This window comes from Parabacteroides sp. (assembly GCF_977054455.1).
Genome location: NZ_CDRTCT010000010.1, coordinates 1 through 23852 on the forward strand (window position 1 = coordinate 1; position 23852 = coordinate 23852).

The window sequence follows — 23852 nt, forward strand, 5'->3', positions numbered from 1 at the left end:
TGAAAGAAACACAAAAAATGTTGAAATCCAATGAAAAATAACTATATTTGAACCGTCTAATCAGACGCACTTAGTGGTATACTTTTCAATTACTAAGTGGAGTACTTTTCAGTTATTATCTACATTCCTTGCAGGCGGAAACCGCTTCTGGAAAACCTGTCGGTGAATTTGTACAGGTGGAAGTCGATGCGAAAAACTCGGATAACTGTATCGAAGCGACTGTAGAGATGGGAGAAGAGATAAAAACCTGGTCCGAGCATACCCCGAATGTCTACAGGATGAATGTCTTGTTGCAGTCGCCGGATGGGGTTGACAGAAAGACTTGCGATTTCGGTTTCCGTGAGTTCAAGGCAAACGGTACGCGTTTCGAGGTCAACGGGCAGCCCGTCTTCCTACGCGGTACGCTCGAATGCTGCATATTCCCGCTGACAGGATATCCTGCCATGCAAAATGATTATTGGGCGAAGATCTACCGTACCTGCAAGGAGTACGGCTTGAATCATGTCCGTTTCCACTCCTGGTGTCCTCCGGAAGCCGCTTTCCATGTGGCCGACAGTATGGGAATCTACCTGCAAGTGGAATGCGGCGGATGGGCGGAAGTCGGGAGCGGCAAACCGCAGGACCGGTGGTTGAAGGAAGAGAGCGATCGCATCCTCGAAGAATACGGCAACCATCCTTCCTTCTGCATGATGGTCTACGGCAATGAACCCGGTGGGGCGGACCAGGTGCGCTATCTTTCCGGCCTGGTCGATCATTGGAAGAAGAAAGATCCCCGCCGTGTCTACTCCAGTGCCGCCGGATGGCCGTATGTCGAGAATGCCGACTACTGGAACACTCCCGACCCGCGCATACAGGCTTGGGGGGCCGGTATCAACAGCATTATCAACCGCGAGGCTCCCCGGACGGATTACGATTTTGCCGGCAAGATCCGGACAAACATGCCGACCGTCAGCCACGAAATCGGGCAGTGGTGCGTCTACCCCAACTTCAAGGAAATAGAGAAATATACAGGCGTGCTGAAAGCCAAAAACCTGGAAATATTCAAGGAGACTTTAGCCGATAAAGGCATGGAAGATATGGGAGAGAAATTCCTTTATGCTTCCGGGCGTCTGCAGACCCTCTGCTATAAGGCGGATATCGAAGCCGCTCTCCGTACGCCGGGTTTTGCCGGATTTCAACTGCTTGACCTGCACGATTTTCCCGGACAGGGGACGGCGCTGGTAGGTGTGCTCGACCCCTTCTGGGACGATAAAGGGTATGTGACGGGTGAGGAATACCGCACGTTCTGCAACAGCACTGTTCCGCTGGCCCGTTTCCCGAAAATGGTCTGGTTGAATAATGAGAAACTGGAAGTCCCGCTCGAAATAGCCCACTTCGGCGAGAAGCCGCTTCCCGAAACAACGATCCGCTGGACGGTTTCGACTGCGGACAAACAGGTCTTGAAGGAAGGTTCTTTCACGCGTGAGCTGCCCCTCGGCAATTGCTTACCGGCCGGAACGATTGGCTACGACCTTTCTGAGATCAAGGAACCTTCCCAACTTCTTGTCTCTGTCCAAATTGGGGACACGGATATACGGAATCAGTGGAACATCTGGGTCTATCCGGCAGTGAAAAAGACGGTCGATAATCTCCCGTATATCACGACACGCCTGGACCGTACGGCGCAGGATAAACTGGATAAAGGGGAATCCGTCCTGCTGCTGACCTACGGAACCGTCCCGCCTGAAAAGGGAGGCGACATAGCCGTCGGCTTCTCCAGCATCTTCTGGAATACGGCTTGGACCCGTGGGCAGGCTCCGCATACGCTGGGTGTCTGCTGTGATCCGAAACATCCGGCATTGGCCGCTTTCCCGAATGAGGGAGTAAGCGATTACCAATGGTGGGATCTGATGAACCGTTGCGATGCCATGATCTTGGATGATTATCCGAAGGATTTCCGCCCGATCGTCCATATCGTCGACGACTGGTTTACGAACCGCAAACTCGGAATGCTCTACGAAGCCCGTGTCGGAAAAGGCAAACTGTTGGTTTGTGGCGCCGACCTGCAAAACGATTTGGACAAACGCCCGGCAGCAGCCCAGTTCCGGCAGAGCCTTCTGGAATATATGGCCTCCGACCGCTTCGACCCGGCAGTGTCCTTGCAGCCGTACGAACTCGATGCTCTGTTCGATTACGGCAAGATCCATAGCACTGAAACCCGGTCTGGTGAAGCCATTAAGCAATTATTAAATCAATACATCCTTCGATGAAAAGGATGTATTAAAATTCAGTCTTTAAAACAACGAAGCCCCGGAGATGTCGATCACCTCCGGGGCTTGTTTTCTGTATGCTTTCGTCCTTCACAGGGCTACCGGCTACATTGAACTTTTCAATTCAATATACTTTAGTATTATTAATATTAAATCCGACCGCCTGTTCGCCTGTCGCAGGGTAATTGCCGTTTTCACGGCACGCGGCCAAACATTTTAGAATTATTTGATTATAAATATCTTCCTTTATTTTACGATTGCCTTAATAGCAGCTTCGCCTTCGACAGCTACTACTACCACACCTGCCGGAGCAGCGATTGCAGCGTTGTCGGAAGTCAGAACCGTGTTGGCTACTACCTGGCCTAAGATGTTGCTGATAACCACCTTCTTGCCGGCAGCGTTAGCGATGGTTACCTGACCTTCGCCTGCGATAACCGCTACTTCAGATACTGCTACGCCTTCGTTGGCGGTAGGAGCTTCTGTTGCAGCCATATTGAACTGAGCAGCTTCATTGATGCTCGGAACCATTACCAATACATCATTACGAACGGCAATGAATTTGTTTGATTTCTGGTTTTCCAGAGAGATGGAACCGTTTTCGTTAGCAGTGAATGCCCAGTTGGCAATGTTTCTATGATTCTTCTTGATGACAACAGTGTCTTTGTCAGCAATAGCATGTCCGTTGAACAATGTGATTGTATCGGCTTCAACAACACCTTCCAGGAATCCTACGCGAGGAAGCGTCTCACTTGTATAACCGTCAATCTTTACAGAATCTTCGAAAGATACCAGATAGTTCATTTCACCCTTAGCCTTGCAGTCGTCAGAGATATTCTGGCCTGTAGCGATGTAATACAACGGTTTGTTTACGTCAGCCATCGTTGCTGTGTCGACATACATCTTCAGGTTATCGATCGTGTAATCAGCTTTCAGTTCCTGACCTACGCGTTTCAGGGCGGCAAAGTTGTCTGATGTGATTGTCAGAGCCATTGCGTTGTCTGTTGACAGCGTGATAGTCTGGTGAGCCGGTTTCTGGATTGTCTTGTCGTAATCAGGAGTACCGTCTTCGATCATAAAGACAGTGTTGGCAGCTGCGTTGTTGTATGCAGTCTGACTAACAGCGCCGTCGGTGATGTTTACAGATACTTTCTGGTCATACAAACCGCTCTGCGTGCGAACACCGGCTTCTGTATTTTGAGCAATAGTAAACTTTGTGCCATAAGCACCCTCGATAGTAATACCAGAACCTGCAGTCACTTTTGCAATCGGCGTATAGATCTTTTCCATAACCAAAGAATATTTGTCTTTGCCTACAGCCTGGAAGTAAACAAATGCAGTATCCGTTTCTGAAGTAGTCAGCACTTTTGTTGCATCTGTTGCATTCGCATTTTCCCATGCTACAGAAGTCATCTTATAAGAATTCAATGCCTTGTCATAAGCCAGATAAGATTTCTTGTCGGCACTCAACAACATATAAGAAGTACGTTTCAGAGAGTCATTCTCAGCGTCACCAAACTTCATTTCTTTATTCGGTTTCAGGCGGAACATTACTTTCTTGTCAGCATCAACTGTTGCAACGATAGCAGAGTCTTTTGTCGTCAGATAGACAGGATCATTGCTCAAAGCCTGAACCTGAATAGCAAATGTCAGATTGTCAACCTGGGAAGCAGTGAATTTCTTATAACCGACATAGTTGCCAGTAGCTTCCGGACATTTAACCAAAGTAACAGTCTTAGAACCGATCATATATACTCCATTGGCAGCATCCACGTCATAAGCTGTCCCATTAGCGCCAGTCAGTTCTTTTCCACTTTCGCGGTTAACCAACTTGTAAGAAGTGCCGCCATTAGAAACCAGATTCCACTGTGTTGAAGGAACATAAGCAGAGGCAGAAGCCGATTTAGCGTCACCGGCAACCCAATAGTTATCTGTAGCCTTGTTGTCTTCATCCATTTCTTTTACGAAATAAGCAACCTTTGTATCAAGGTTCTTAACTGCGGTAGAAGAACCGAAAGTGATGGACATGTTCTTGTAGGCTTCCAATGCTTCAACTGTAGCCTTATCACCCAATGTCAATGCTTTTGCATCTTTCAATACGTTGATGAATGCCAGGTATCCGTCTGTGGCAGTCGTTACATCTAAATCATCATTTGCAGAGGAAATATTTGCAGCATAAGTACCTTTCTTTTCAACATCGCCCCAATATTCATCATCTCCAGGAGCAGTCGGTACAGCAACAGGATAGATATCTACATTGCCTTTAGAATAGTTATAGCTAACAGAGAACATATAAGAAGCGAGGTCACGACCCTTTGCCGGAACTAATGAAAGACCATTTGCTGAGATACCAATTGTATCTTCAGTAAATGCAAACTGAGTAGTACCTGCGATATAAGCAGTATCGACAACTGCGAAATATTTCACAGTCTGTTTTGCACCGTTCTTAACTGTCTTACCGGTTGCCAGGAAGAACATCTGGTTTGCGTCATCAGTGGCATCGAAAGCGATATCACCAGTGGTCGTTGTGGCAATAGTTAAATTTGCAGTAGTTCCATTATTAGCATTATCTCTTGTATAAGTCACCGTATTAGTCGCTTTTACCGACAACGCCTGCAAAGTCTTTCCCGTAAAGATGTTATCATCCGAATTCGGAGTAAACGTCAGGTCGAAACCTTTTTTGTTTTTCTTTGCGTTCAGGTCTTCAGTGGTCATTACTACAGGAGAGTTGTCGTCAACAAGTTTCAACTGCAATAGAGTGGCTGTTGCAGCATCACCTCCAGAAACAACAGCACCACTACCATCCAATTCTGCAACAGAGACAATATCTGCTTTATCTCCCCACAAAGTAGCAGTAACCAAACCATACTCTTTACCATCTTTATAAGCCGTAAATTTTCCCGCGCTTCCCCAAGCAGCAGCAGAACTGTTTACCCATTGATTCAAAACACCATTCGCTTTGATAAGGGCTGCAGCAACATTTCCGGTTTTGCCTGTTTCAGTTGTTTTACCCGGGATAGCCAAAGATAAGACAGCTTTTGTTTCCTTATTTACCAATTTGTAAACATCAGTCGCTGTAGCTGTATTTTCTTTTGTTATTGTCCAAAAGAAACGATCATCTAATGAAGTAGTTTTTGTTGCTAAAACTAAACTATCGGTTTTCAGAGCATCAACACCTAAAACGTTAGACGACCCATCTTCCAAACGATAATACTTGTCCTTGTCCGGTGTTGTATCGGCTGCTGCCATCACCGTCGAAGACAAACCACCGGCTACCAGAGCGGCAGCCAAAAGAGTAGAAAATCTCTTGTTCATAATCATTAAAAATTAATTGTTAATAAAATAGTGTATAAAAATCCAACAACTAATTTCACGAAGGGGAGAAGCAACTCCCCGCGAATGATTATGAACGGGCATAAAAAAACGCGGGCTTGCTGTCTATTACTAACTCAAAGGCTCTGGTAAGCCCGCTAAACAATAATAGAACAACAGCCCGCGCTTATACGATATAACAAACCACCGATCAGAAACGGCAGACATTATACGTGTAAGCGCAAGCATTTACTGTCCATTATCCCGTTTAGCTAAAAATTTACCAGATTTTTGAGTTGGAATAATCTTCGTAAAATGCTTACAATATGTAAACGATCCCGCACTCCGTGAGCCGCTGCCCACTACGGAATCGTTGCAAAGGTAAATAGCTTTTCCGAATCAACAAGAAAAAATACTCGTAATTTTCCAAAATATATGGGTTACAGGACAAAACACTACCCTTTAGGCAACATATCCTTTAGGTTTGAGGATAAAAGAAAGGTACAGAAGGCAGGTGATGACAGCCTGAAGATTTGGATTCAGGAGTTGGAATAGCGTTCGTTACGCTTTTCTTTTGGGTTGGCATAAAGCTATCCGAAGCCGTGTAAAAGTCACATAACGCAAGAGTTCAGTTACTACCTCACTGTAATCTAATTTTGTAACAAAAAAAGAGTGAGTTATGCGAAGTCTTATTGTCTTTCATAAGTCTTTATTTCAACAGCTTACGATTTTGATTATCACCACTTTCCAATATGCTCATTTGATGGATAGCTATTTGGTTTAGCTTAACAAGACGTTCCCTTTGTGTCATATTCTGTTCGATAAACACAGCATTTAGATTCTCCATATTCGACAAACCCACATACCAAAATGATATGCTATATCCCGATGTGCATACGTACCACCGTAGCGACCAGCCTTAGAACGAATGTCAATTGCACTGGTCCGTTCTATCCACGTTTTCACCGAAAGCACAAAATTGTTGCTTCCTGCCGCATTTTTAATTGTACCGAATTCGGTACAATTTACAAAGATTCAATTGGCTAAATCTAACTGATGAAAATCTAAAATACAAGTACCTGATATACTTCGAATGAAGTAAAAAACGGATCTCAGGACAGTCTATTTATGGACATTGATAACCAACCAATTAGAGTTTCCTTGCGTAGGAAACGAAAATTCCCTGCGCGGGGAACGCAAATTTCCTGCATAGGAAACGAGAGTTCCCTGGGCTGGAAACGGGAGTTCCCTTTGCGGGAAACTCCACGGAAGTAAAGGGGCGATGGAACTAAATCCTGCTGAAAGGTACAAAGATACGGTTAAAGAGACCTTTTAATCGTACCTTTGCATGGTAATTGAAGAATAATATCGATTTCGTACGGATGAAAAAGAAATTTTGGATAACCTGCATAAGCGCATGCCTGTTGGCTGCCTGTTGCGAAAAGGAACCACTGCCTGTCACACCGGCAAGCAGTGACCTGCAGTTTGATCACTTGGCCACGACTTGGGACGAAGGTGTCCCGTTAGGAAATGCCACAGTAGGAACATTGGTCTGGCAACGCGATTCGGTGCTGCGCCTTTCGCTGGACCGGACGGATCTCTGGGACTTGCGCCCGTCGGATAGCATTGCCGGCGGGAACAACCGCTTTGCCTGGGTATGCGAGCAGGTGAGGAAAGGCGACTATCTGCCGGTGCAGAAGAAATACGACCACCCTTATAACGCTTTGCCTGCCCCCTCCAAGATTCCGGGGGCGGCTTTGGAATTTCCGTTGAAGATCGGGAAGGTCGCTTCCGTACATCTTTTTCTTACTAATGCCCTCTGTGAGGTGGTCTGGGAGAACGGGACGAAGCTGAAGACGTTCGTGCATGCCGGCGAACCGGTCGGATGGTTTGTCTTCGAGAACCTGCCGGATACGGTTTCGCCGGAAATCATAGCACCCCGATACAGCGATCCGGATGAGGTCGCAGGCGACAACTCGCATGCCGGCCCGGCCTTGGGACGCCTCGGATATAAACAGGGGACGATACGGAAGGAATCCGGCACGACCACTTTCCATCAGGAAGGGTGGGGAGGCTTTTCGTACGATGTGGTCGTCCGTTGGCAGCAGAAAGGCGGCACGCTCAGCGGCGTATGGAGCCTGACCTCTTCTTCGTCCGCCGACCGCGCGGATCGGGAAACGGCAGAGGCGATGGAGCGCGGCGTGGAGGCGGACTACCGCACGCATATGGACTTCTGGAAAGGATTTTGGGCACAGTCGTCCGTCTCGCTGCCGGATACGCTCCTGCAGAAACAGTACGACAACGAGATGTACAAGTTCGGGTCGGCTGCCCGCGAGGACTCTTATCCGATCTCCCTCCAGGCGGTATGGACGGCCGATAACGGGATGTTGCCGCCCTGGAAAGGAGACTACCATCATGACCTGAACACACAGTTGAGCTATTGGCCCGCCTATGCCGGCAACCATTTGCAGGAAGGGATGGGCTACCTGAATACGTTGTGGAGCCAGCGTGACGTATATAAGAAATATACCCGCGAGTATTTCGGAACAGACGGGATGAATGTCCCCGGCGTCTGTACCCTGACCGGCGAGCCGATGGGAGGCTGGGTGCAGTATTCCATGTCGCCGACGGTCGGTGCGTGGCTGGGGCAGCATTTCTACCTGCATTGGAAGTATTCGGCAGACCGTGTTTTCCTGAAAGAGCGGGCCTACCCGTTCCTGAAGGACGTGGCGACTTATCTCGAACAGATCTCCACGGCCGATGAGGACGGAGTGCGCTGGCTGCCGCTGAGTTCCAGTCCGGAGATATTCGATAACTCGATCGATGCATGGTTCAAGGATATGACGAATTATGACCTTTCCCTGATGTACTTCGCGTTCAACGCCGCTTCCGAGCTGGCCGCCGAATTGGAGCTGGCGGACGAGGCGGCCCACTGGAAAGCGATCGGTGCTCAGTTGCCCGATCTGAGTCTGGATGAGGATGGGGCTTTGGCCTTTGCAAAAGGTTTTCCCTACAACCAGTCGCACCGCCATTTCTCCCACGCCATGTCGATCCACCCGCTCGGTCTCGTCGATTGGAGCCAAGGCGGGAAATCTCAGGAGATCATAAAGGCGACCTTGAAGAAACTGCAGGACTTCGGCCCCGATTACTGGTGCGGCTATTCCTATAGCTGGTTCGGTAACATGAAAGCCCGTGCCTTCGACGGGGAAGGGGCTGCCGATGCGCTCCGCACCTTTGCCGAATGCTTCTGCCTCCCGAATACGTTCCATGCGAACGGCGACCAGACGAAGAGCGGCAAGTCCCGATTCACCTACCGTCCGTTTACCCTCGAAGGCAACTTCGCCTTTGCTGCCGGCATACAAGAGATGTTGCTCCAAAGCCATACGGGCGTTATCCGGGTATTCCCGGCTGTTCCGGCTGCTTGGCAGGATGTCTCCTTTGACAAACTGCGTGCGATGGGGGCTTTCCTTGTCTCGGCCGAAAAGGTGGCGGGGCAGGTTCGTCAAGTCCGTATCCTGCCCGAACAGGGCGGGACGTTGCGCCTGGCCATTCCCGAAGGGTGCAAAGTCGCTTCCGTAACAGGCAACAAGGGAGAAAAGCAGGAGAAGGAAGGCATCCTGATCCTGGAAACAGAGAAAGGTAAAACTGTAACAGTACAATATAATTATCCGCATCGGGTTGTGATCGATTCGAAGGAAGATGATAGGTGAGTTAAAACCTTTGTGCTCTCTTTGGATAAAGGAAATACCCGCTTTTCGGAAGCAATGACGATTTTTTAGGCACGGATTTCACGGATTTACACGGATAAATTTATTTTCTTTCTGTGTGATCCGTGAATCCGTGCCTAAATTATATCTATTGTAAACAGGATTTTGTTTCGACACACCTTCACCCTTTTGAGAAAGCGTGCATGCTAAAAAAATACCCTCTATCCTGTCTGGAGCCACCTTATAGGGTGCAGCCGGACGGGATAGAAGGTATATTTTTTAGCTTTAAGAGTATAGATCAGAACAGGTCTATTCCAGCAAGAGCGGCAGCCTCCGTACGGGCGGCGATTTCCGCTGCCTCCACTTTTACGTAACGGGCTTTTACTGCTTTCTTGAAATGATGGTAGCGTTTGGACGGATCGTTGATCAGGTTGCCGAATTCGAAGCGTTCCACCTCTTTCCAGTTCTTCCCGTCGTCGCTGATCCGGATGATACCGGCGACTGTCCCTTTTCCGCCCTGCTTTTGGGGCGTGTAGGCAAAGCCGCTTATTGTTTGTTCGTTGCCGAGGTCGATGGCAACGTAATCCGGGGTCTTGCCGGCTATCTTCCATCCTTTCTTGACCAGCCCGAACCGTTCCTGCAAGGTGGCTCCCTTTTCTCCGTTCAGGATGGCTACCGCTTTCAGTTCGCTGTTTCCCATCTGGAAAGGAGCTTTATATTCGGTAGAACTTGCCGATGGTTCCGTTCCGTCTGTCGTATAGTAGATCTTGAAACCCGCGTTCAGGTTCTCGGCAATGTTCTCGCCATGCGCTTTCCAGCCGAATTCCTGTGCCATCGGTTCGATGGTAACCAGTCCGTCCATGCTTCTCTGTGCGCTCAACCGGGGCGGACGGGCTTTGTAGTGATGGGCGGAGATGGTACTGATCGCGGGTGTCAGGCGGGATTCGAGTATGCGGACCCGGATCTTGTCCGTCGTGACATCCGGGAAGCGCAGGATTCGCTTGTAGCCGATGTTGGTGGCATGGGCGATCTCTTTCCATCCTCCGTCGATCCAGGCGTCCACGGCGTGTTTCTCCACCCGTTCCCCGTTGGCGGCAATCGCTTCCTGGAGAACCAGGCGGTTGAGGGTGACGGGTCGGGGAGTGGAGATGACGATTCCCGTCCCGTCCTTATCGGCCATCAGGTAGGTGTCTGCATTTTGGTCGAGCACCTCTTTCGGGCCTTCTGCCTGACGGAACAGGTCGGTCCCGTAGGTTTCCCGGATTCGCTGGCCGGTTTCCTTCAATACGGCTACATCCGTCGGAGAGAATTTGCCGTCCCGGTTGGGCGGGATGTTCAACAGGAAGGTGGAGTTGCCTCCGACGGCGCGTTCATAGATGTCGAACACATCGTCGGTGCTTCGTACCTTCTGGTGCGTGTCGTCCCGGTAGAACCAGCCTTCGCGGATGGAAGTGTTGGTTTCGGCCTGCTGGTAATGCAGGTAGCGGGCTTTATAGAGCTGTTCACGGCTTCCGAGGTCTTTGTCCGTCATATCGGCAAAGTTCGACATCGTGTCCGGATTTGCCTGGTAGGGGATCACGTTCCATTCGGTCGACCGTGTGGCGCCGGCTTCGTTACCGCACCAGCGGACATCTTCCCGTCCGAATATGACGGCGTTGGGAGCAAGCGCCTTGATCAGTTTCTTCCAGGCGGGGTAGTTGTAGGTCTGTCCGCCTTTCCGCTTGGGGTGTGCCCCGTCGAACCATACCTCGTGGATCGGGCCGTATTCGGTCAGGATTTCGAAGAGCTGGTTCAGGAAGTACTCGTTGTAGTCGTCCACCACGAATTCGAAACGGGTCTTGTTGGCAAAAGGCCGTCCGGGGACTTCGCGCGGGATGGTCCGTTTGGTGTATGGGCTGAGGTTGCCGTACAACCCTTCCGGGTTTTCGATATGGTACAGGTCTGCCGGTGACAGATAAATACCTAACTTCAATCCGTACTTGCGGCAGGATTCGGACAGGTCTTTCAGGATGTCGCCTTTGCCGTCGCGGAAACCGGTGGACATGATGCCGTGTTTCGTGTAGCGGCTTTGCCACAGGACAAACCCGTCATGATGCTTGACCGTCAGGATCACCATCTTCATGCCGGCCGCTTTCATGGCCTCGCACCACTGGTCCGTGTCGAGTTCTTTCAGGTCGAAGACTTTCGGGTCTTCCTTTCCGCTTCCCCATTCCAGGCGGGTGAAACTGTTCGGCCCGAAATGGATGAAGGCGATAAACTCGTTTTGCAATGCTGCCAACTGGTTGGGCGAAGGCACGACATGGGCGGCTTTCGCGATGATGTCCGCGTGGCTGTCGCCTGCTTCGACCTTGATCGTGTTTTGAAATGGCATCTGCTTGTCCTGAGCTTGCCCTTGTAGGGAGAGCATGGCTCCGAGCAGGAGGATAAAGGTGTGTCTCATGTTTATAAATGATTATTTGGAGATATTGAAATTGTTTGTTTCTACTATTTGCCCATCCCGGAGGAAGACTACCTGGTAATCCGCCTTATCCGTCCATTTCCCCTTTTCAGGGGTAAAGGTGAGGCTTGCTTTTTCATACGGTTGCAGGGGCTTGACCGTATGACGGCCCATTCCTGCCCCGGCCTGCTTGATTTCGACTGTCATTTCTCCCGATACCGATAGTCCGAAGTTCTGGACTTCCAGTTCGACTTCGTTCCGGCCTTCCCGGTAAACGGGACGTCGGCAGGACAATAGAGCCGGCTTGTAATCGACATAAGGCAGGTTCGCATATCCGAACAACAATTTTCCGTTTTTATCCTTTCCGATCATCTTCGGAGCGAATTCATCCGGTGTGATGCCGCTTCCCTTACCGTCGAATGTCAGGATAAGGTCTTTTCCGGATGCTTCGGTTTTGACCACTTTACACCCTCTGCCGAAGTTCACTTCGTTGTAGGAGCCGAACCGCAGGGACGGCACATCGATCTCCCGGAGCGGGTCGAAGCCTTCTTCCGCCAGGACCTTGACCCGGATGGTTTCAGTGGAGGCCGTTATCGGCGTTCGGTTCAGGACGGATAATAGCATCCCCTTGTTCATCGGGATACAGATATTCTTCGAACTGTGGTTGTCATTGCCATGATCGTCCCATTTGACGGTATCGATGACGGCAAAGTTCATCTGCTCTACACGTCCCTGTTTGTCCTGGAAGACTTTAGGGCGTTCGTATTTGAACCAATGCTCGACATGCCCGTCCCGGTGGAAGGAGATGCCGGGCACATAGGCTTCTCCTTGTTCCGTCACCCAGTGGATGCCGTCTTTGGAGCGTTGGTAGAAGGCGATACGTCCCAGCCAGTCATTCACGATCAGGTGGTATTGCAGGGAATCCCGCCAGATGACCGGGTCCTCGAACTCTCCTTTGACAGGCGGATAGACCCGCTTGTCCGTGATCTGCTCGTAAGGGGCGATGCCGTCTTTGCTGATCCAGATGCCTCCTCCGCGGCAAACCGTCAGGTAAGAGCCATCCTGCCTTTTGGCAAAGCTGAGGTTGCTCAGTCCCTCGATGATCTTCCGGTCGCGGGGATCGAACGTGAACTTTCCGTATTGCCAGGGGCCGTTGACATTGTCCGCTATGTAATACCCGTCGATGACATATACGACGACCCGGCCGTCGTTGAGGACGAAAGCCTCCGGGTTATGTCCTTTCCCGATCGTGTCCTGGAGGACGAAAGGCCCGTGCAACCGGTCGCCGGTCGCATGGTAAACGGTGGAGTTGGGCCATTCCATATGCCCTTTGGGAGCGCTTTCCGGCCATCCGCATACGAACAGGTGGTATTTCCGGTCCGGCGTTTGCAGGATATTGCCTCCCCAGAAGGAGATATCGGGACGTTCGATGCCGTTGTCGATATAGCGGGGGCGTACACTGTCCGCTCCCCACGTGTCTCCGGAGAGCGTACCTTCGGGCATGGCTTCGAAACGGTCCATATAGCGTCCGCCTGTTATGAGACGGTCCCAATCGGCGGGGCGTTCCCTTTCCGTAATCTGGGCGGTCAGTGACAGGGGAACCAGACAGGTTGCTGCGAGCAGCAGGTGTAGTTTGTGTGTGTTCATCTTGTTCAGGTATATAAATGTTTGCCTCACGACGCTTGTTGCAAGGCAAATATACGGAAGACTATTCTATATATCGGTAAATGGACTCCGGTTTTTCATGGAAACTTCAATTTGATATCCAGGGGGAGAGCCGGGTGCAATTGTGCGATAGTGAACTGCCTTTGTGCGTGTTCGCACGATGATAGGGGAACGTATGGGTCTATATCGTATTATATAATAGATATTTAGCAATATGGCATGATTCTTGCAACATAATGGGAAAAACAGGAATAGAACCATGATTAAGCATTACTTGAAAGTTGCATTACGCAATTTGATGAACTTCAAAGTTCATAGTCTTATTTCGGCTATTTGTTTGGCGATAGGCATCACCTGCTTCAGTATGATGAATTATTTTATTGATGCCGTATCCGGTAATATTAAATTGTCCGATGATAGCCATATCCAGTTGGTGGGGACATCTCCCCAGACAGCCGCTGATATCTATTTGTTTAAGGAGGATTTTGATTATCTGAAGGGGTTGCCGATAGCGGGCATGGATGCCCTTGTGGCTTCTTCCTCCTATAGCGATAGAAAAGAAATTACGGCGATTGATAAAGAACAACGGGAACTGCCGTTTCTGGTGTCGTTCAAAAATGTATCCTCTAATTATTTCGCCTATAATTCGTTGAAATTGAAGTATGGCAATCAAGAAGTAACAGCTCCCGACGAGGTGATCGTCTCCCAATCGTTTGCCCGGAAAGCCTTTGGAAAAGAAGATCCGATAGGCCAGGTTATCCGTCAGGAGACAGAGGCTAACAGTCCGTCTGATTTCATCAAAGTGTATAAAGTGGTCAATGTCGCTTTGACAGAAGAGAAGGACTACCGTGGAAAAGCAATCGATTGTTATTTTCCTCTGTCCATGCAGTCCCGTACGCCACTCAGTATCAGATCACGCCTCACCGGACCAACTACGGCGGAGAACCTGAACGAACAGTTAAAGAACATGACTTGGAAGCATGGAGACCAGGATATCTGTTTATATGCTTTTTTGGAGTCGGAACGGAATGGCAGTGTCCAAAGAACGATAAGTATTCTGCTCTCCCGGTTCATAGCTTCGCTGATTTTGTTGTCGGGTTTGATCAATTTCCTGAAGTTCATTATCCAGATGTTCTATAACCGGCAACGCGAACTGGTGCTTCGCAAATGTATCGGTTCGGACATCAAAGGATTGTTTGCCCTGCTTTTCGCCGAAATCTTCTGGATGCTATCCGTCGCTTTCTTTCTGTCATTGGTCGTGACGGAAATCATCCTCTCTTTGGCATATACGTACATCCCTCCGGACGACATGATCTCATTCTCCTTGGTAGATCTATATGGTTCGCAGTTAGGTTTGTATCTCGTTTTGTTGTTGATCTGTATGCTCGCCATTCTCTATCCTATCTATCGGTTACGCCGGTTGAGTGCCCTCCATTCGATCGTGCAGAGACAGAAGCGGCATGTGTTTCGCAATTTCATGATCGCTTTGCAATTGGCGATCTCCCTCTTTTTCACAGGCGGTGTATTCGGCATAACGCTTTTGTTCGATGAGATGTTTGGAGGAATGTACCATCCTTTGAGCGCGGAAGAAGAGAACCAGGTTATTTCGATATCGATCAATACCATACGCATGCAGAACAATATGGATGCCATTCTTTCGGATATCCAGTCCTTGCCGGAGATAACCGACCGGATATCCGCTTTTAATACCTTCGATGCCGATGTTTATACCTACATGACCTACATGAAAAACGGAAATCCGAGAGGAAATGTGCTGATGGTCCAGGCAGAACCCCACTATTTTGAGTTCTTCAAGATCCCGTTCTCCGGAAAATTGGTGGATAAGGATGCCCGAGGTTTTGTTTATGTAAGCGAACGGTTTAAAGAACAATTGCAGAGGGATAGTATAGAAGGTAGTGTCACGTTGGATGGCGAAGAATACCGGATTGCCGGGACTTACCGTGCACTGAACAAGGAGGGCGCTCTGAACAGGGAAGTCGGTTCTGTCTTTTTAGTTAACCCGCAAGCCTACACTTATTATTTCAAGACCTCCCATCCGGATATTACTCCGGTCGCCCTGAAAAAAATAACGGAGATCTGCCGGCGTTATGTACCTGAGACGTTGCCTCTTGACATCCGTAATATGGGTGATTCCAAACAGTCCGTTATGGGAACTGTGGCACTCTTGAAAACGGCATCCCTGTTGTTGGCGATAGTCAGTATGCTTTTGTTGATATTGAGCATTTATTCCGGAATCTCCATGGATGTGGTAAATCGGCAAAAGGAAGTGGCCATCCGAAAAATAAACGGAGCTACCCCGAAAGTGATTGCCCTGTTGTTCGGCAAAATCTATCTGATTATTTACCTTTCTGTCTTCGTCATTATCTATCCGTTAGTACGATTGGTGTTGATAGGGATCGCTCAAAAAAGCAGTTTGAAAAGCATCTATAGTTGGAATTGGGGAATCTTGTTGTTCTTCACGATGGCTCTTTTGATCTTTCTGGTTACGGCATACAAGATTTATAAAGTAATGCACCTGAATCCGGCAAGTATTCTGAAGAAGGAATAAAAACGATCCCTACTGCGTCTACCTGTTATGGAAGTGTGTCAGAACTCCTTTATCACGATCTTTTAGGCACGGATTTACACGGATAAATTTATTATCTTTCCGTGTAATCCGCGTAATCCGTGCCTAAATTATGTCTATTGTAAGCAGGATTTTCTTTTTGACACACCTTCTTTCCTTCTATATCAGTAAATGGACTCGGGTTTTTCCCGTGAACTTGTTTGTCCGGAAGTCAGGAATGCGCCGATGGCAGCGGGTGAAGTATGCTGTGCCGGATTGAATTTACCGGATTTCATATACTCTATGATGCTGTACAACAGTTGTTTCTTTTCCGGATTCTTTTCCTGCTCGCGGAGCAGGTCCATGCTGCATACGACTAACTTCCCGTTCAGGCAGTTCGTTTCGAACAGATTGGTCAGGCGGCGGTTGTTGGCGAAGTTGTCCACGCATTCGATGAGGGGAGTGACTTCGGTATACAGGCTGTCGATACAGAGTGTCTTCGACTGTGTCGTGAGCCGCCACCATTGCCAGTCGGTATGGCTGTCGGTCGGAAAGTGTGCGAATGCCGGGTGGGCAGGGTCGAGCAGCAATCCCATTGTTCCTGCCTGTTTGGGGAAATGCACCGGGCTCCAGAATACGGGGACGAACTTTCCTTCCAGTCCTTTCAGGGATTCGTAAGGAGGGTTGAACAGCACCTTCTTCCCTTCTTGCAAGGCCTTTTCGGCAATGGCGAAACGGTCTGTGACGACGATGTCCCCTTTGTCGACGGTTAGGGATGCCGGGTACACCCATATCTTCCATTCGTTTGTGTAGGAGCTTCCTTTCAGTGTTGCCGACAAGGTCAGTTCTTTAGCTTCCGTGATTGGGTCCAGGGGGCAACGGATGTCTCCGGCAGGGCTGTTTTCTCCGACGGGCAGCGAACGTGCCGGAAATTCTCCCTGCGCAACGGCTTGTCCGTCCGGGGCGGTCAGTTTCCAGCCGATAACGGCATTTTCGATCGTTTTGTCACTGTAGTTCACCACTTCGATGGCGGCTTCAAACGGTTCGCTGGTAGTATATACCGCTTTGGTGAAACGGGCCAACGGGGTAACCGGGGCGCAAGACTGGCGGAAGGCAGCGGCCTTTGTGACGCCTTTGCTTTCCCAGAAAGCATTCAGCAGCCCGACAAGAGCTGTCCCCTGTCCGGGGAAGTCGTGCAGGTCGAGCAGTTGGAAACCGCTGATTCCCGGAGTTTTCATTGCTCTTTCGATCTCTTCTTTGTAAAGCAGGGCTGCCAGTTTGCCGGTTGCCATCAGGTAGTCGTCTGCCTTGCCGGCCAGTCCTTTCTTTTCGAGGTCTTCTTTCACGCCTTTGAAGTTTAGCGGGTCCAGTACGCCGGTATATTTTCCGATCTCTTTCAGGTCGGGATAGACTGCATACTGTCCTATTTCATGTGTGATAAGCGGCACGTCCATCCCTTCGACCGATGCGGAATAATCTTTGTCGAACCGGGGGGATTCGGTGTTGAACACGCCCTGGCCGCGCACCCATCCTTTCTTCGTCCATTGGGTGATGAAGAAATCATCATCCGCTTCCGGCCAGTCTCCATGTCCTTTCTCAAAAGTGAAGGAGGTCGTCGTGTAGAGATGGCGCGGGTCCTTTTCTTTGACATGATTCAGAAGCGAGCCCAAGAACTCGAAGTCATATTGCAGCTCGTTCCCAAGACTGAACAGGCAGAAGGAAGGATGGTTGCCGTATTCTTCCAATATGCGGTCCGCTTCGGCATATAGATAGGGAGCGCGTTTGTCATTGCATAAATTGGTGGACCAGAGCGGCAGTTCGACTTGCAGGTAGAAACCGAGCGAGTCCGCCACTTCGAACGCCGCTTCCGGAGGGCACCAGGAATGGAAACGGAGGTGGTTCAAACCCCATTCGCGGGCAGTCGTGAATACCTTTTCCCATCCTTCGTGTTCCATCGGAGGGTATCCGGTAAGCGGGAATATGCAGCATTCCAATGTCCCTCTGAGGAAAATCTTCTGATCGTTCAATAATAAAGCCGGCCCGTTCTTCCCCAAATCCCGGAAGCCGAATTTGATTTCCCGGATATCTTTATGAGGGTCTGTTTCAATGGAAGCCCGAAGGGTGTACAAGGTAGGCGTGAACTCGTTCCATACCTTCACTTCGCCTTCGATCGGGCAAATCAGCTCGATCCGGTTTTCTCCAGGCTGAAGTGTCACGTGTTGTTGTACTTGTATAACGGGATCTGTTGCCGTCCGGATGTCGGCTTTCAGGGTACCGGATGTTGCCGTTCCCGTATTGTTTACGAGGCATTTTACTTTTACTTGCTTGTTCTTATTATCCGGGTATGCTTGTAGGTCGCGGATCGAGACGGCATCTTTTGCTGTCAGCGAGATTTCTCCGATGATCCCGTTCCACATGATCTGTGTCTCGTTGGTATAGGCATGCGCCATATCGCCGGCCGTGATATCGTATCGTTTCCGGTTATCGACGCGGATCGTGATTTTGTGTCTGCCGGGAGTCAACTGTTCCGTCAAGTCGTACAGGTGTGGAGCGACCAGGCTTTCCTGCATGCCTTCGACCTGTTTCCCGTCCACCCATACGGATGTTTGCCAGATGACGCGTTCCAGTTTGAGTTCGATCGCTTTGCCTTTCCAGCCGGAAGGTATATCGACTTCTTTGCTGTACCAGGCCGGTCCGACGTAACTGTTTTTACGGGTCAGGTGGAGGACTTGCGGCTTTTGGATGGCAGGTTTTAATTTGTTGGGCGTTCCGTACCCGGCATCGTCGGTTGTTCCGGGCAGCTGGATCGTGTTTTTAAAGTTCTGTCCGGCCCAGTTCTCGTTTATTCCGGTATCGGTACTGTCTAACGCAAATTCCCATTCCCCGTCTAAGGAAATGCGGGCGGGATTGTTTTTGCATGAAAACAGGCACATCAGGAGGCCTGCCGTCAGGAGGTAAATGTTTATTCGTTGCATGGGTATTAAGTTTATCGTGTGCAAATTAAATCCTTTTCCAGCGTTTAAAGAATAGACTAAATAGGGATAATAATGGAGAATCTTATGATTGTATCCGACTGTCGAAAAGTAGCAAAATGTAGTTAATGACAATTTGTTAGATTTGCCCCTTTGGAGGGTGGGGAAATGTCTTTACTGCCGATTTAGCTTCTCGTTCCGGGATGGTCTGCCTTTGACTGAGTTCCGTTTTGTGTTGTTCTTTGTTCCATACAGATGCTTGCTTTGCAAGCTCAGAAAGCTGTTTTCATGCGGGAGCGAAACAGAACCGGCCCTACAAACATTTGATTGATAAGGCCGGTTCTGTCCTATTATCTGATCCCCAACTTTGCTTTGATCGCCTTCGGTATCGCATCCTTATGAACCATCACATAGATGGTTTTGGCGCGGACGAAGCTCTCGGACATGTTCAGGTAGCCGCCGAATTTGTTGCGGTCGGTTCCCCATGAGTTCTTGGTGATGTAATATTTCGTGCCGTTCTGGTCTTTGGTGATGCCGGTCACGTGCATCAGATGGTCGTCGGTAGTCACGAACGATTCGAAGCCTGCCTGGCGCACTTCCGGGGTCACGTTGATTTCCGGGTAGGGACGTTCGAACTTGAAGACTTCTTCCAGGCGTTCCTTCTCACCTAATTTCTCGAAGCGGGCGCGGTCCGTATTCGACAGGTCTTCCACCTTCTTCACTTCCGGGTTGATGGCGACACCGTTTGTAAAGGAGAATCCCTTCTCGCTCACGTCTCCGTCCCAGCAGACCGTATAACCGTTGTTCAGGGCATAATCTATCGTTTGCATCATCTCGTCGAGCGGCAGGTTGTACATTAGGGAATGTTCCCAGTTGTCGGGTACTTCCACGTCGAACTTTACATAATACGGATGATGCGTGAAACTGGTCAGCTCGATGTAGTCGTCCATATTCAACCCTAATGATTCGGCAAACGACTTCGGTGTATATTCCTTCCCCTTATACGTGAATTTCTCCGGCAGCTTTCCTAAATAGGTGTCGAACAGGTTGGCAATCAGTTTGTCATATTCCGGACTGCGCTGTTTCGCCTTTACTGCCACATCGGCGATGGCGTGCATGTAGCGGACCATCTCGCTGTGGTTATGCCGTTCGGAGTCGTAGTTGATACCCGTGTACACCTCTTCGGGTACGATCCCCACCTGGCGATACGCGTTCATAAAGGTATGCGAAAGGCTGCCCTGTCCGATGTTACCGTCCCCACGGCGCAGGTAGTTGTCCTGCAACTGGTTCATGTATTTCTGGCGGACGATGAACATCTCCGAAAGGTCATACGTGCCCTTCCCCATACGGAGCAGTTCGGATTCCATAAACGAAGTCGTGGCAAAGCACCAGCAAGTCCCCGTTGCCGCCTGGTTCTTAACCGGGGTAGCGGGAACCGTTACCACCTCTGTAAACTGATACCCCTGGCCGAACGCCGCCGAAGCAGAGAACGCCAACATGCAAGATAGAATAAGTGATTTCATAACATCCATTATTTTTTAATTTTTAATTCTTAATTCTTAATTTCCAATTAATCAAAATCCCCTCGCGAACATCTTCCAGAACTCGTCCGCCATCTCCTGCCAGCGCAGGATTGTCGCTCCTGTGAAGTCAGCCGTGTAGCCAGTCAGGAAAGCCCGTGCGGCCTCTTCCCCTTTGCCGTCCTGCAACTCTTTGTAGCGGCTTTCCACGAAAGGCATTTCCGATAAGCCCTTTTCCTCGAAGTGGGCGACCGCACCGTTGATCTTGTCTTTGGTCAGTCCCCAGCGGACCGTAGCCAACTTGTTTGCTGTCCGGTATTTCCAGACGATGGCATCCTCACGGTGGCGGTGCTGTCCGCAGATACCGAAAGCGACCGGCAGGTCGGTCGTACCCGCAAAGATCGGGATACGCGGGCTCTGTCCCGGATTGTCGAACGACAGCCAGGCGACGCCGCCCACGGCATCCGGCAACCAGCTGCGAAGCTGTATCACGTGCGAATAAGAACATTGCGGAACGGCTACCAGGCGATTGCGTGTCACTGTCCCTTCCTTCACACCGTTCAGCATATTCAGCATATCGGTTCCCATCCAGGGATTAGCTGCCGGACTCGTGATCGTATCCGTTTCCTTTGTCTCCCTGTTCTTGACAGCCACTTTCAGATTCTTCGTCATATCCCATTCCGTCCCTTCGTAGGTCTGGCGCAACAATGCCATCACATCCGTTACGGCGACCGCTTTGTCCGGCTTTACGCTGATCGGCAGCTCTTCCGCATCGTACGACAGTTTGAGCGAAGGAGCCAGTGCGTTCAGGATGAAATACTCGCGGATGCTGAATGCCTTCGGCTCGCCGAAATAGTTGCCCCCGCTGTAGGCTTTCCAGAACTTGAACGGTTCCTTGCCGTCCCAGAACCCCATCTTTTTGGCAACGGAGAATACATTTTCCGAAGCCATATAACGATCCTTGTCTTTCAGGTCGAGCGTAGAGATACGCGAGATATTGGCCGATACCCCCACATGATCGTCCGGAATGCGGACAGCCGCCCATACGCCCCCGATCTTGTCCGGCCCTTCGCCGAACACCTCGAAATGCCAGACCTCGTTCGGATCGGCAATCGTCAGGCATTCGCCCGAATCCCCGTAGCCATGTTCGGCAACCAACTGTCCGATCAGCCGGATCGCCTCGCGTGCCGTCGTGCAACGCTGCAAGGCGATCTTTTCCAGTTCCTCGATCATGAACATCCCTTTCTTGTTCTGTAATTCTTCACGTCCGGAGATGGTCGTCTCGCCGATCCCCAATTGCTTTTCGTTGAGGCAAGGATAGGAAGTATTCAGGAACTGGTAGGTGGAACGGGCTTCCGGGATCGTCCCCTTCAGCTCCATCCGCGTACGGTCGGCAGGATATTCGGTGTGCATCCGTCCGCTATAGATGGCGACTGTCGTGTCGCGCTCGTAGCGTGCCGCCGGGATGATCTCCATCCATGTGCGGTAGTTCCCGTCGCAGGTGTGGCTAGTCATGACCGAACCGTCGGCTGATGCTTTCTTGCCGACCAGGATGCTTGTACAACTTTCGGGAGTGTTGACCGGACGGGAGTATTCGATTTCCTGGGCCCGGAGGCTGTTCCCGTAACAGGTAAGTGCAATAATAAGGATAATTAGTCTATTCATGGCATTATATTTAATTTTGCGGCTAAAGATATGAAATTTTGTTATATTTGCTACCTCTTGCCAGGGGGTAATCCTTTGGCAAAAGAGAAATATCTCTGCCTTGCCGGGGGATTAATCCCCTGGTAAAAGAGGAATATCCCTGTAAGGAAATAATTAAATATAAATATGCCATGAAGAAACTAATTTATTTAAGCACATTACTATTTCTATTCGTATTGCCGATGATGGCACAACAACCTTTGTTCCCGACGCCGGCAAAGGTGCAGAACGCGAAAGGTACGTTCACCATTGGAAAGAATCTCCAAGTACAAGGCAATGGCGGGTATGCCGACAAGTTAGCCGCCGCCCTGCCGGCCGAGTTGAAAGAAGCCGGCCTGCAATCGTCACCTGCCAGCGGAACCATCCGCCTGGAACTGACAAACGACTGCAAGATGGCCGATGAAGCCTATACGCTTGTCGTCCAACCGAACAGCATCCTGCTGCAAGCCTCTTCCGAAGCCGGGCTGTTCTATGCCAAGGAAGCCCTTCTGCAACTTTCCCGCTTCGGCAAAGGCAACGTGCGTGCCTGCAAGATACAGGACCAACCCCGCTACGGCTGGCGTGGATTCATGCTCGACGAGAGCCGCCACTTCTTCGGTAAGGAAAAGGTAAAACAATATCTGGACATCATGGCGTCCCTTCGCCTGAACGTGTTCCACTGGCACCTGACCGACGAACCGGGTTGGCGCATTGAGATCAAGCGCTATCCGAAGCTGACCACCGAAGGGGCTGTCGGCAACTGGCACGATCCGAAAGCGCCCGCTACGTTCTACACCCAGGAAGAGATCAAGGAGATCGTCGCCTACGCAGCCGCCCGCCACATCATGGTCGTTCCCGAATTCGACATGCCGGGCCATGCTACCGCCGTCTGCCGTTCCTATCCCGAAATCTCCGGCGGAGGCGAGGGTAAATGGCAGCATTTCACGTTCCATCCCTGCAAGGAAGAGACGTTCGAGTTTATCAGCAACGTGCTCGACGAGATCGTCGCCCTGTTCCCGTCTCCCTATATCCATATCGGAGGCGACGAGGTGCACTACGGCAACCAGAGCTGGTTCACCGATCCCGAAATCCAGCAGTTCATCAAAGATAAGAACTTAGGCAACGAAACGGGCCTTGAACAGTATTTCATCCGCCGCGCCGCCGATATCGTAGCGTCCAAGGGCAAGACCATGATCGGCTGGGACGAGATGATCGATGCCGGTGTCTCTCCCGACAAGGCTGTCATCATGTGGTGGCGCCACGATCGCAAACACCAGCTGGTGAAGGCGCTCGAAAACGGCTACCGGGTGATTATGACCCCGCGCCGTCCGTTGTATGCCGACTTCATCCAGTACGGCGGCCATAAGGTGGGCCGTGTATGGGGCGGTTACAACACGATCGAGGACATCTGTCGTTTCCCCGAACCTATCATCCATCTGACACGCGATTATGAGGACCAGGTGATGGGCCTCCAGTTCTCCCTTTGGACGGAACGGGTCGCCGATGCCAAGCGTCTGGACTATATGACATTCCCCCGCCTGGTCGCTGTCGCCGAATCCGCCTGGACCCCAGCCAAGTCGAAGGAATGCAGCCTCTTCATGCAGAAGCTCCCCTACTTCCTGCAATTCCTCGGTGAAAAAGGCATCTACTACTTCAACCCTTTCAACCCCGAATCGACCCCCGAACCCGGTGCACCGGACAAGGATGATGTGCTGAAGAATGGATAATATATAGATGGAAAAAG

At 50.3% G+C, this 23852-nt stretch carries 10 protein-coding genes and 1 pseudogene; 4 read left to right on the forward strand and 7 right to left on the reverse strand.

Features of this window, described 5'->3' with window-relative positions; translation table 11 throughout:
* The first annotated feature begins 128 nt into the window (after window positions 1–128).
* Window positions 129–2249, forward strand: coding sequence for a glycoside hydrolase family 2 TIM barrel-domain containing protein (locus tag ACW6QF_RS06410; protein ID WP_456087195.1), 2121 nt, complete (start codon window positions 129–131; stop codon window positions 2247–2249).
* Between the two features lie 246 nt (window positions 2250–2495).
* Here the strand turns inward: ACW6QF_RS06410 and ACW6QF_RS06415 are convergent, their stop codons facing one another.
* Both ACW6QF_RS06415 and ACW6QF_RS06420 read right to left on the reverse strand, forming a co-directional pair.
* Window positions 2496–5561 (reverse strand): DUF6383 domain-containing protein, encoded by a 3066-nt coding sequence (locus ACW6QF_RS06415; RefSeq protein ID WP_456087196.1) that lies wholly within the window; start codon window positions 5559–5561, stop codon window positions 2496–2498.
* Window positions 5562–6267: 706 nt separating this feature from the next.
* A pseudogene (locus ACW6QF_RS06420) lies at window positions 6268–6584 on the reverse strand (KilA-N domain-containing protein); the annotation flags it as partial.
* A 356-nt stretch (window positions 6585–6940) separates the two neighbouring features.
* On the opposite strand from ACW6QF_RS06420, the gene ACW6QF_RS06425 reads away from it, so the two are divergent.
* Window positions 6941–9268 carry a glycosyl hydrolase family 95 catalytic domain-containing protein gene (locus tag ACW6QF_RS06425; protein WP_456087197.1) on the forward strand — a complete coding sequence of 776 codons (2328 nt, stop codon included), beginning with the start codon at window positions 6941–6943 and terminating at the stop codon, window positions 9266–9268.
* Between the two features lie 295 nt (window positions 9269–9563).
* Here ACW6QF_RS06425 and ACW6QF_RS06430 read toward each other — a convergent pair whose 3' ends face one another.
* The gene (locus tag ACW6QF_RS06430; RefSeq protein WP_456087198.1) at window positions 9564–11705 is read right to left on the reverse strand and encodes an alpha-L-fucosidase; all 2142 of its coding nucleotides are present in this window, start codon (window positions 11703–11705) and stop codon (window positions 9564–9566) included.
* A gap of 12 nt (window positions 11706–11717) precedes the next feature.
* The gene (locus ACW6QF_RS06435; protein ID WP_456087199.1) at window positions 11718–13349 is read right to left on the reverse strand and encodes a glycoside hydrolase family protein; all 1632 of its coding nucleotides are present in this window, start codon (window positions 13347–13349) and stop codon (window positions 11718–11720) included.
* Between the two features lie 277 nt (window positions 13350–13626).
* On the opposite strand from ACW6QF_RS06435, the gene ACW6QF_RS06440 reads away from it, so the two are divergent.
* The gene (locus ACW6QF_RS06440; RefSeq protein ID WP_456087200.1) at window positions 13627–15936 is read left to right on the forward strand and encodes an ABC transporter permease; all 2310 of its coding nucleotides are present in this window, start codon (window positions 13627–13629) and stop codon (window positions 15934–15936) included.
* Window positions 15937–16118: 182 nt separating this feature from the next.
* Here the strand turns inward: ACW6QF_RS06440 and ACW6QF_RS06445 are convergent, their stop codons facing one another.
* From ACW6QF_RS06445 to ACW6QF_RS06455, 3 genes are all read right to left on the reverse strand, one after another.
* A complete protein-coding gene (locus ACW6QF_RS06445; RefSeq protein WP_456087201.1) occupies window positions 16119–18908 on the reverse strand; it encodes a sugar-binding domain-containing protein in 2790 nt (929 codons plus the stop codon).
* A gap of 347 nt (window positions 18909–19255) precedes the next feature.
* Window positions 19256–20428, reverse strand: a complete 1173-nt coding sequence (locus tag ACW6QF_RS06450) for an aminopeptidase C (protein ID WP_456087202.1) — start codon at window positions 20426–20428, stop codon at window positions 19256–19258.
* A gap of 51 nt (window positions 20429–20479) precedes the next feature.
* The gene (locus ACW6QF_RS06455) at window positions 20480–22090 is read right to left on the reverse strand and encodes a dipeptidase (protein WP_456087203.1); all 1611 of its coding nucleotides are present in this window, start codon (window positions 22088–22090) and stop codon (window positions 20480–20482) included.
* 170 nt (window positions 22091–22260) lie between these two features.
* On the opposite strand from ACW6QF_RS06455, the gene ACW6QF_RS06460 reads away from it, so the two are divergent.
* On the forward strand, window positions 22261–23835 hold the full coding sequence (locus tag ACW6QF_RS06460) for a beta-N-acetylhexosaminidase (RefSeq protein WP_456087204.1): 1575 nt from the start codon (window positions 22261–22263) through the stop codon (window positions 23833–23835).
* The last annotated feature ends 17 nt before the right edge of the window (window positions 23836–23852 follow it).

Bases quoted from the DNA above. Each gene is read 5' to 3' on its own strand.
- ACW6QF_RS06415 (WP_456087196.1), bottom strand. From the start codon at position 5,561: ATGAACAAGAGATTTTCTACTCTTTTGGCTGCCGCTCTGGTAGCCGGT.
- ACW6QF_RS06425 (WP_456087197.1), top strand. From the start codon at position 6,941: ATGAAAAAGAAATTTTGGATAACCTGCATAAGCGCATGCCTGTTGGCT.
- ACW6QF_RS06430 (WP_456087198.1), bottom strand. From the start codon at position 11,705: ATGAGACACACCTTTATCCTCCTGCTCGGAGCCATGCTCTCCCTACAA.
- ACW6QF_RS06435 (WP_456087199.1), bottom strand. From the start codon at position 13,349: ATGAACACACACAAACTACACCTGCTGCTCGCAGCAACCTGTCTGGTT.
- ACW6QF_RS06440 (WP_456087200.1), top strand. From the start codon at position 13,627: ATGATTAAGCATTACTTGAAAGTTGCATTACGCAATTTGATGAACTTC.
- ACW6QF_RS06445 (WP_456087201.1), bottom strand. From the start codon at position 18,908: ATGCAACGAATAAACATTTACCTCCTGACGGCAGGCCTCCTGATGTGC.
- ACW6QF_RS06450 (WP_456087202.1), bottom strand. From the start codon at position 20,428: ATGAAATCACTTATTCTATCTTGCATGTTGGCGTTCTCTGCTTCGGCG.
- ACW6QF_RS06455 (WP_456087203.1), bottom strand. From the start codon at position 22,090: ATGAATAGACTAATTATCCTTATTATTGCACTTACCTGTTACGGGAAC.
- ACW6QF_RS06460 (WP_456087204.1), top strand. From the start codon at position 22,261: ATGAAGAAACTAATTTATTTAAGCACATTACTATTTCTATTCGTATTG.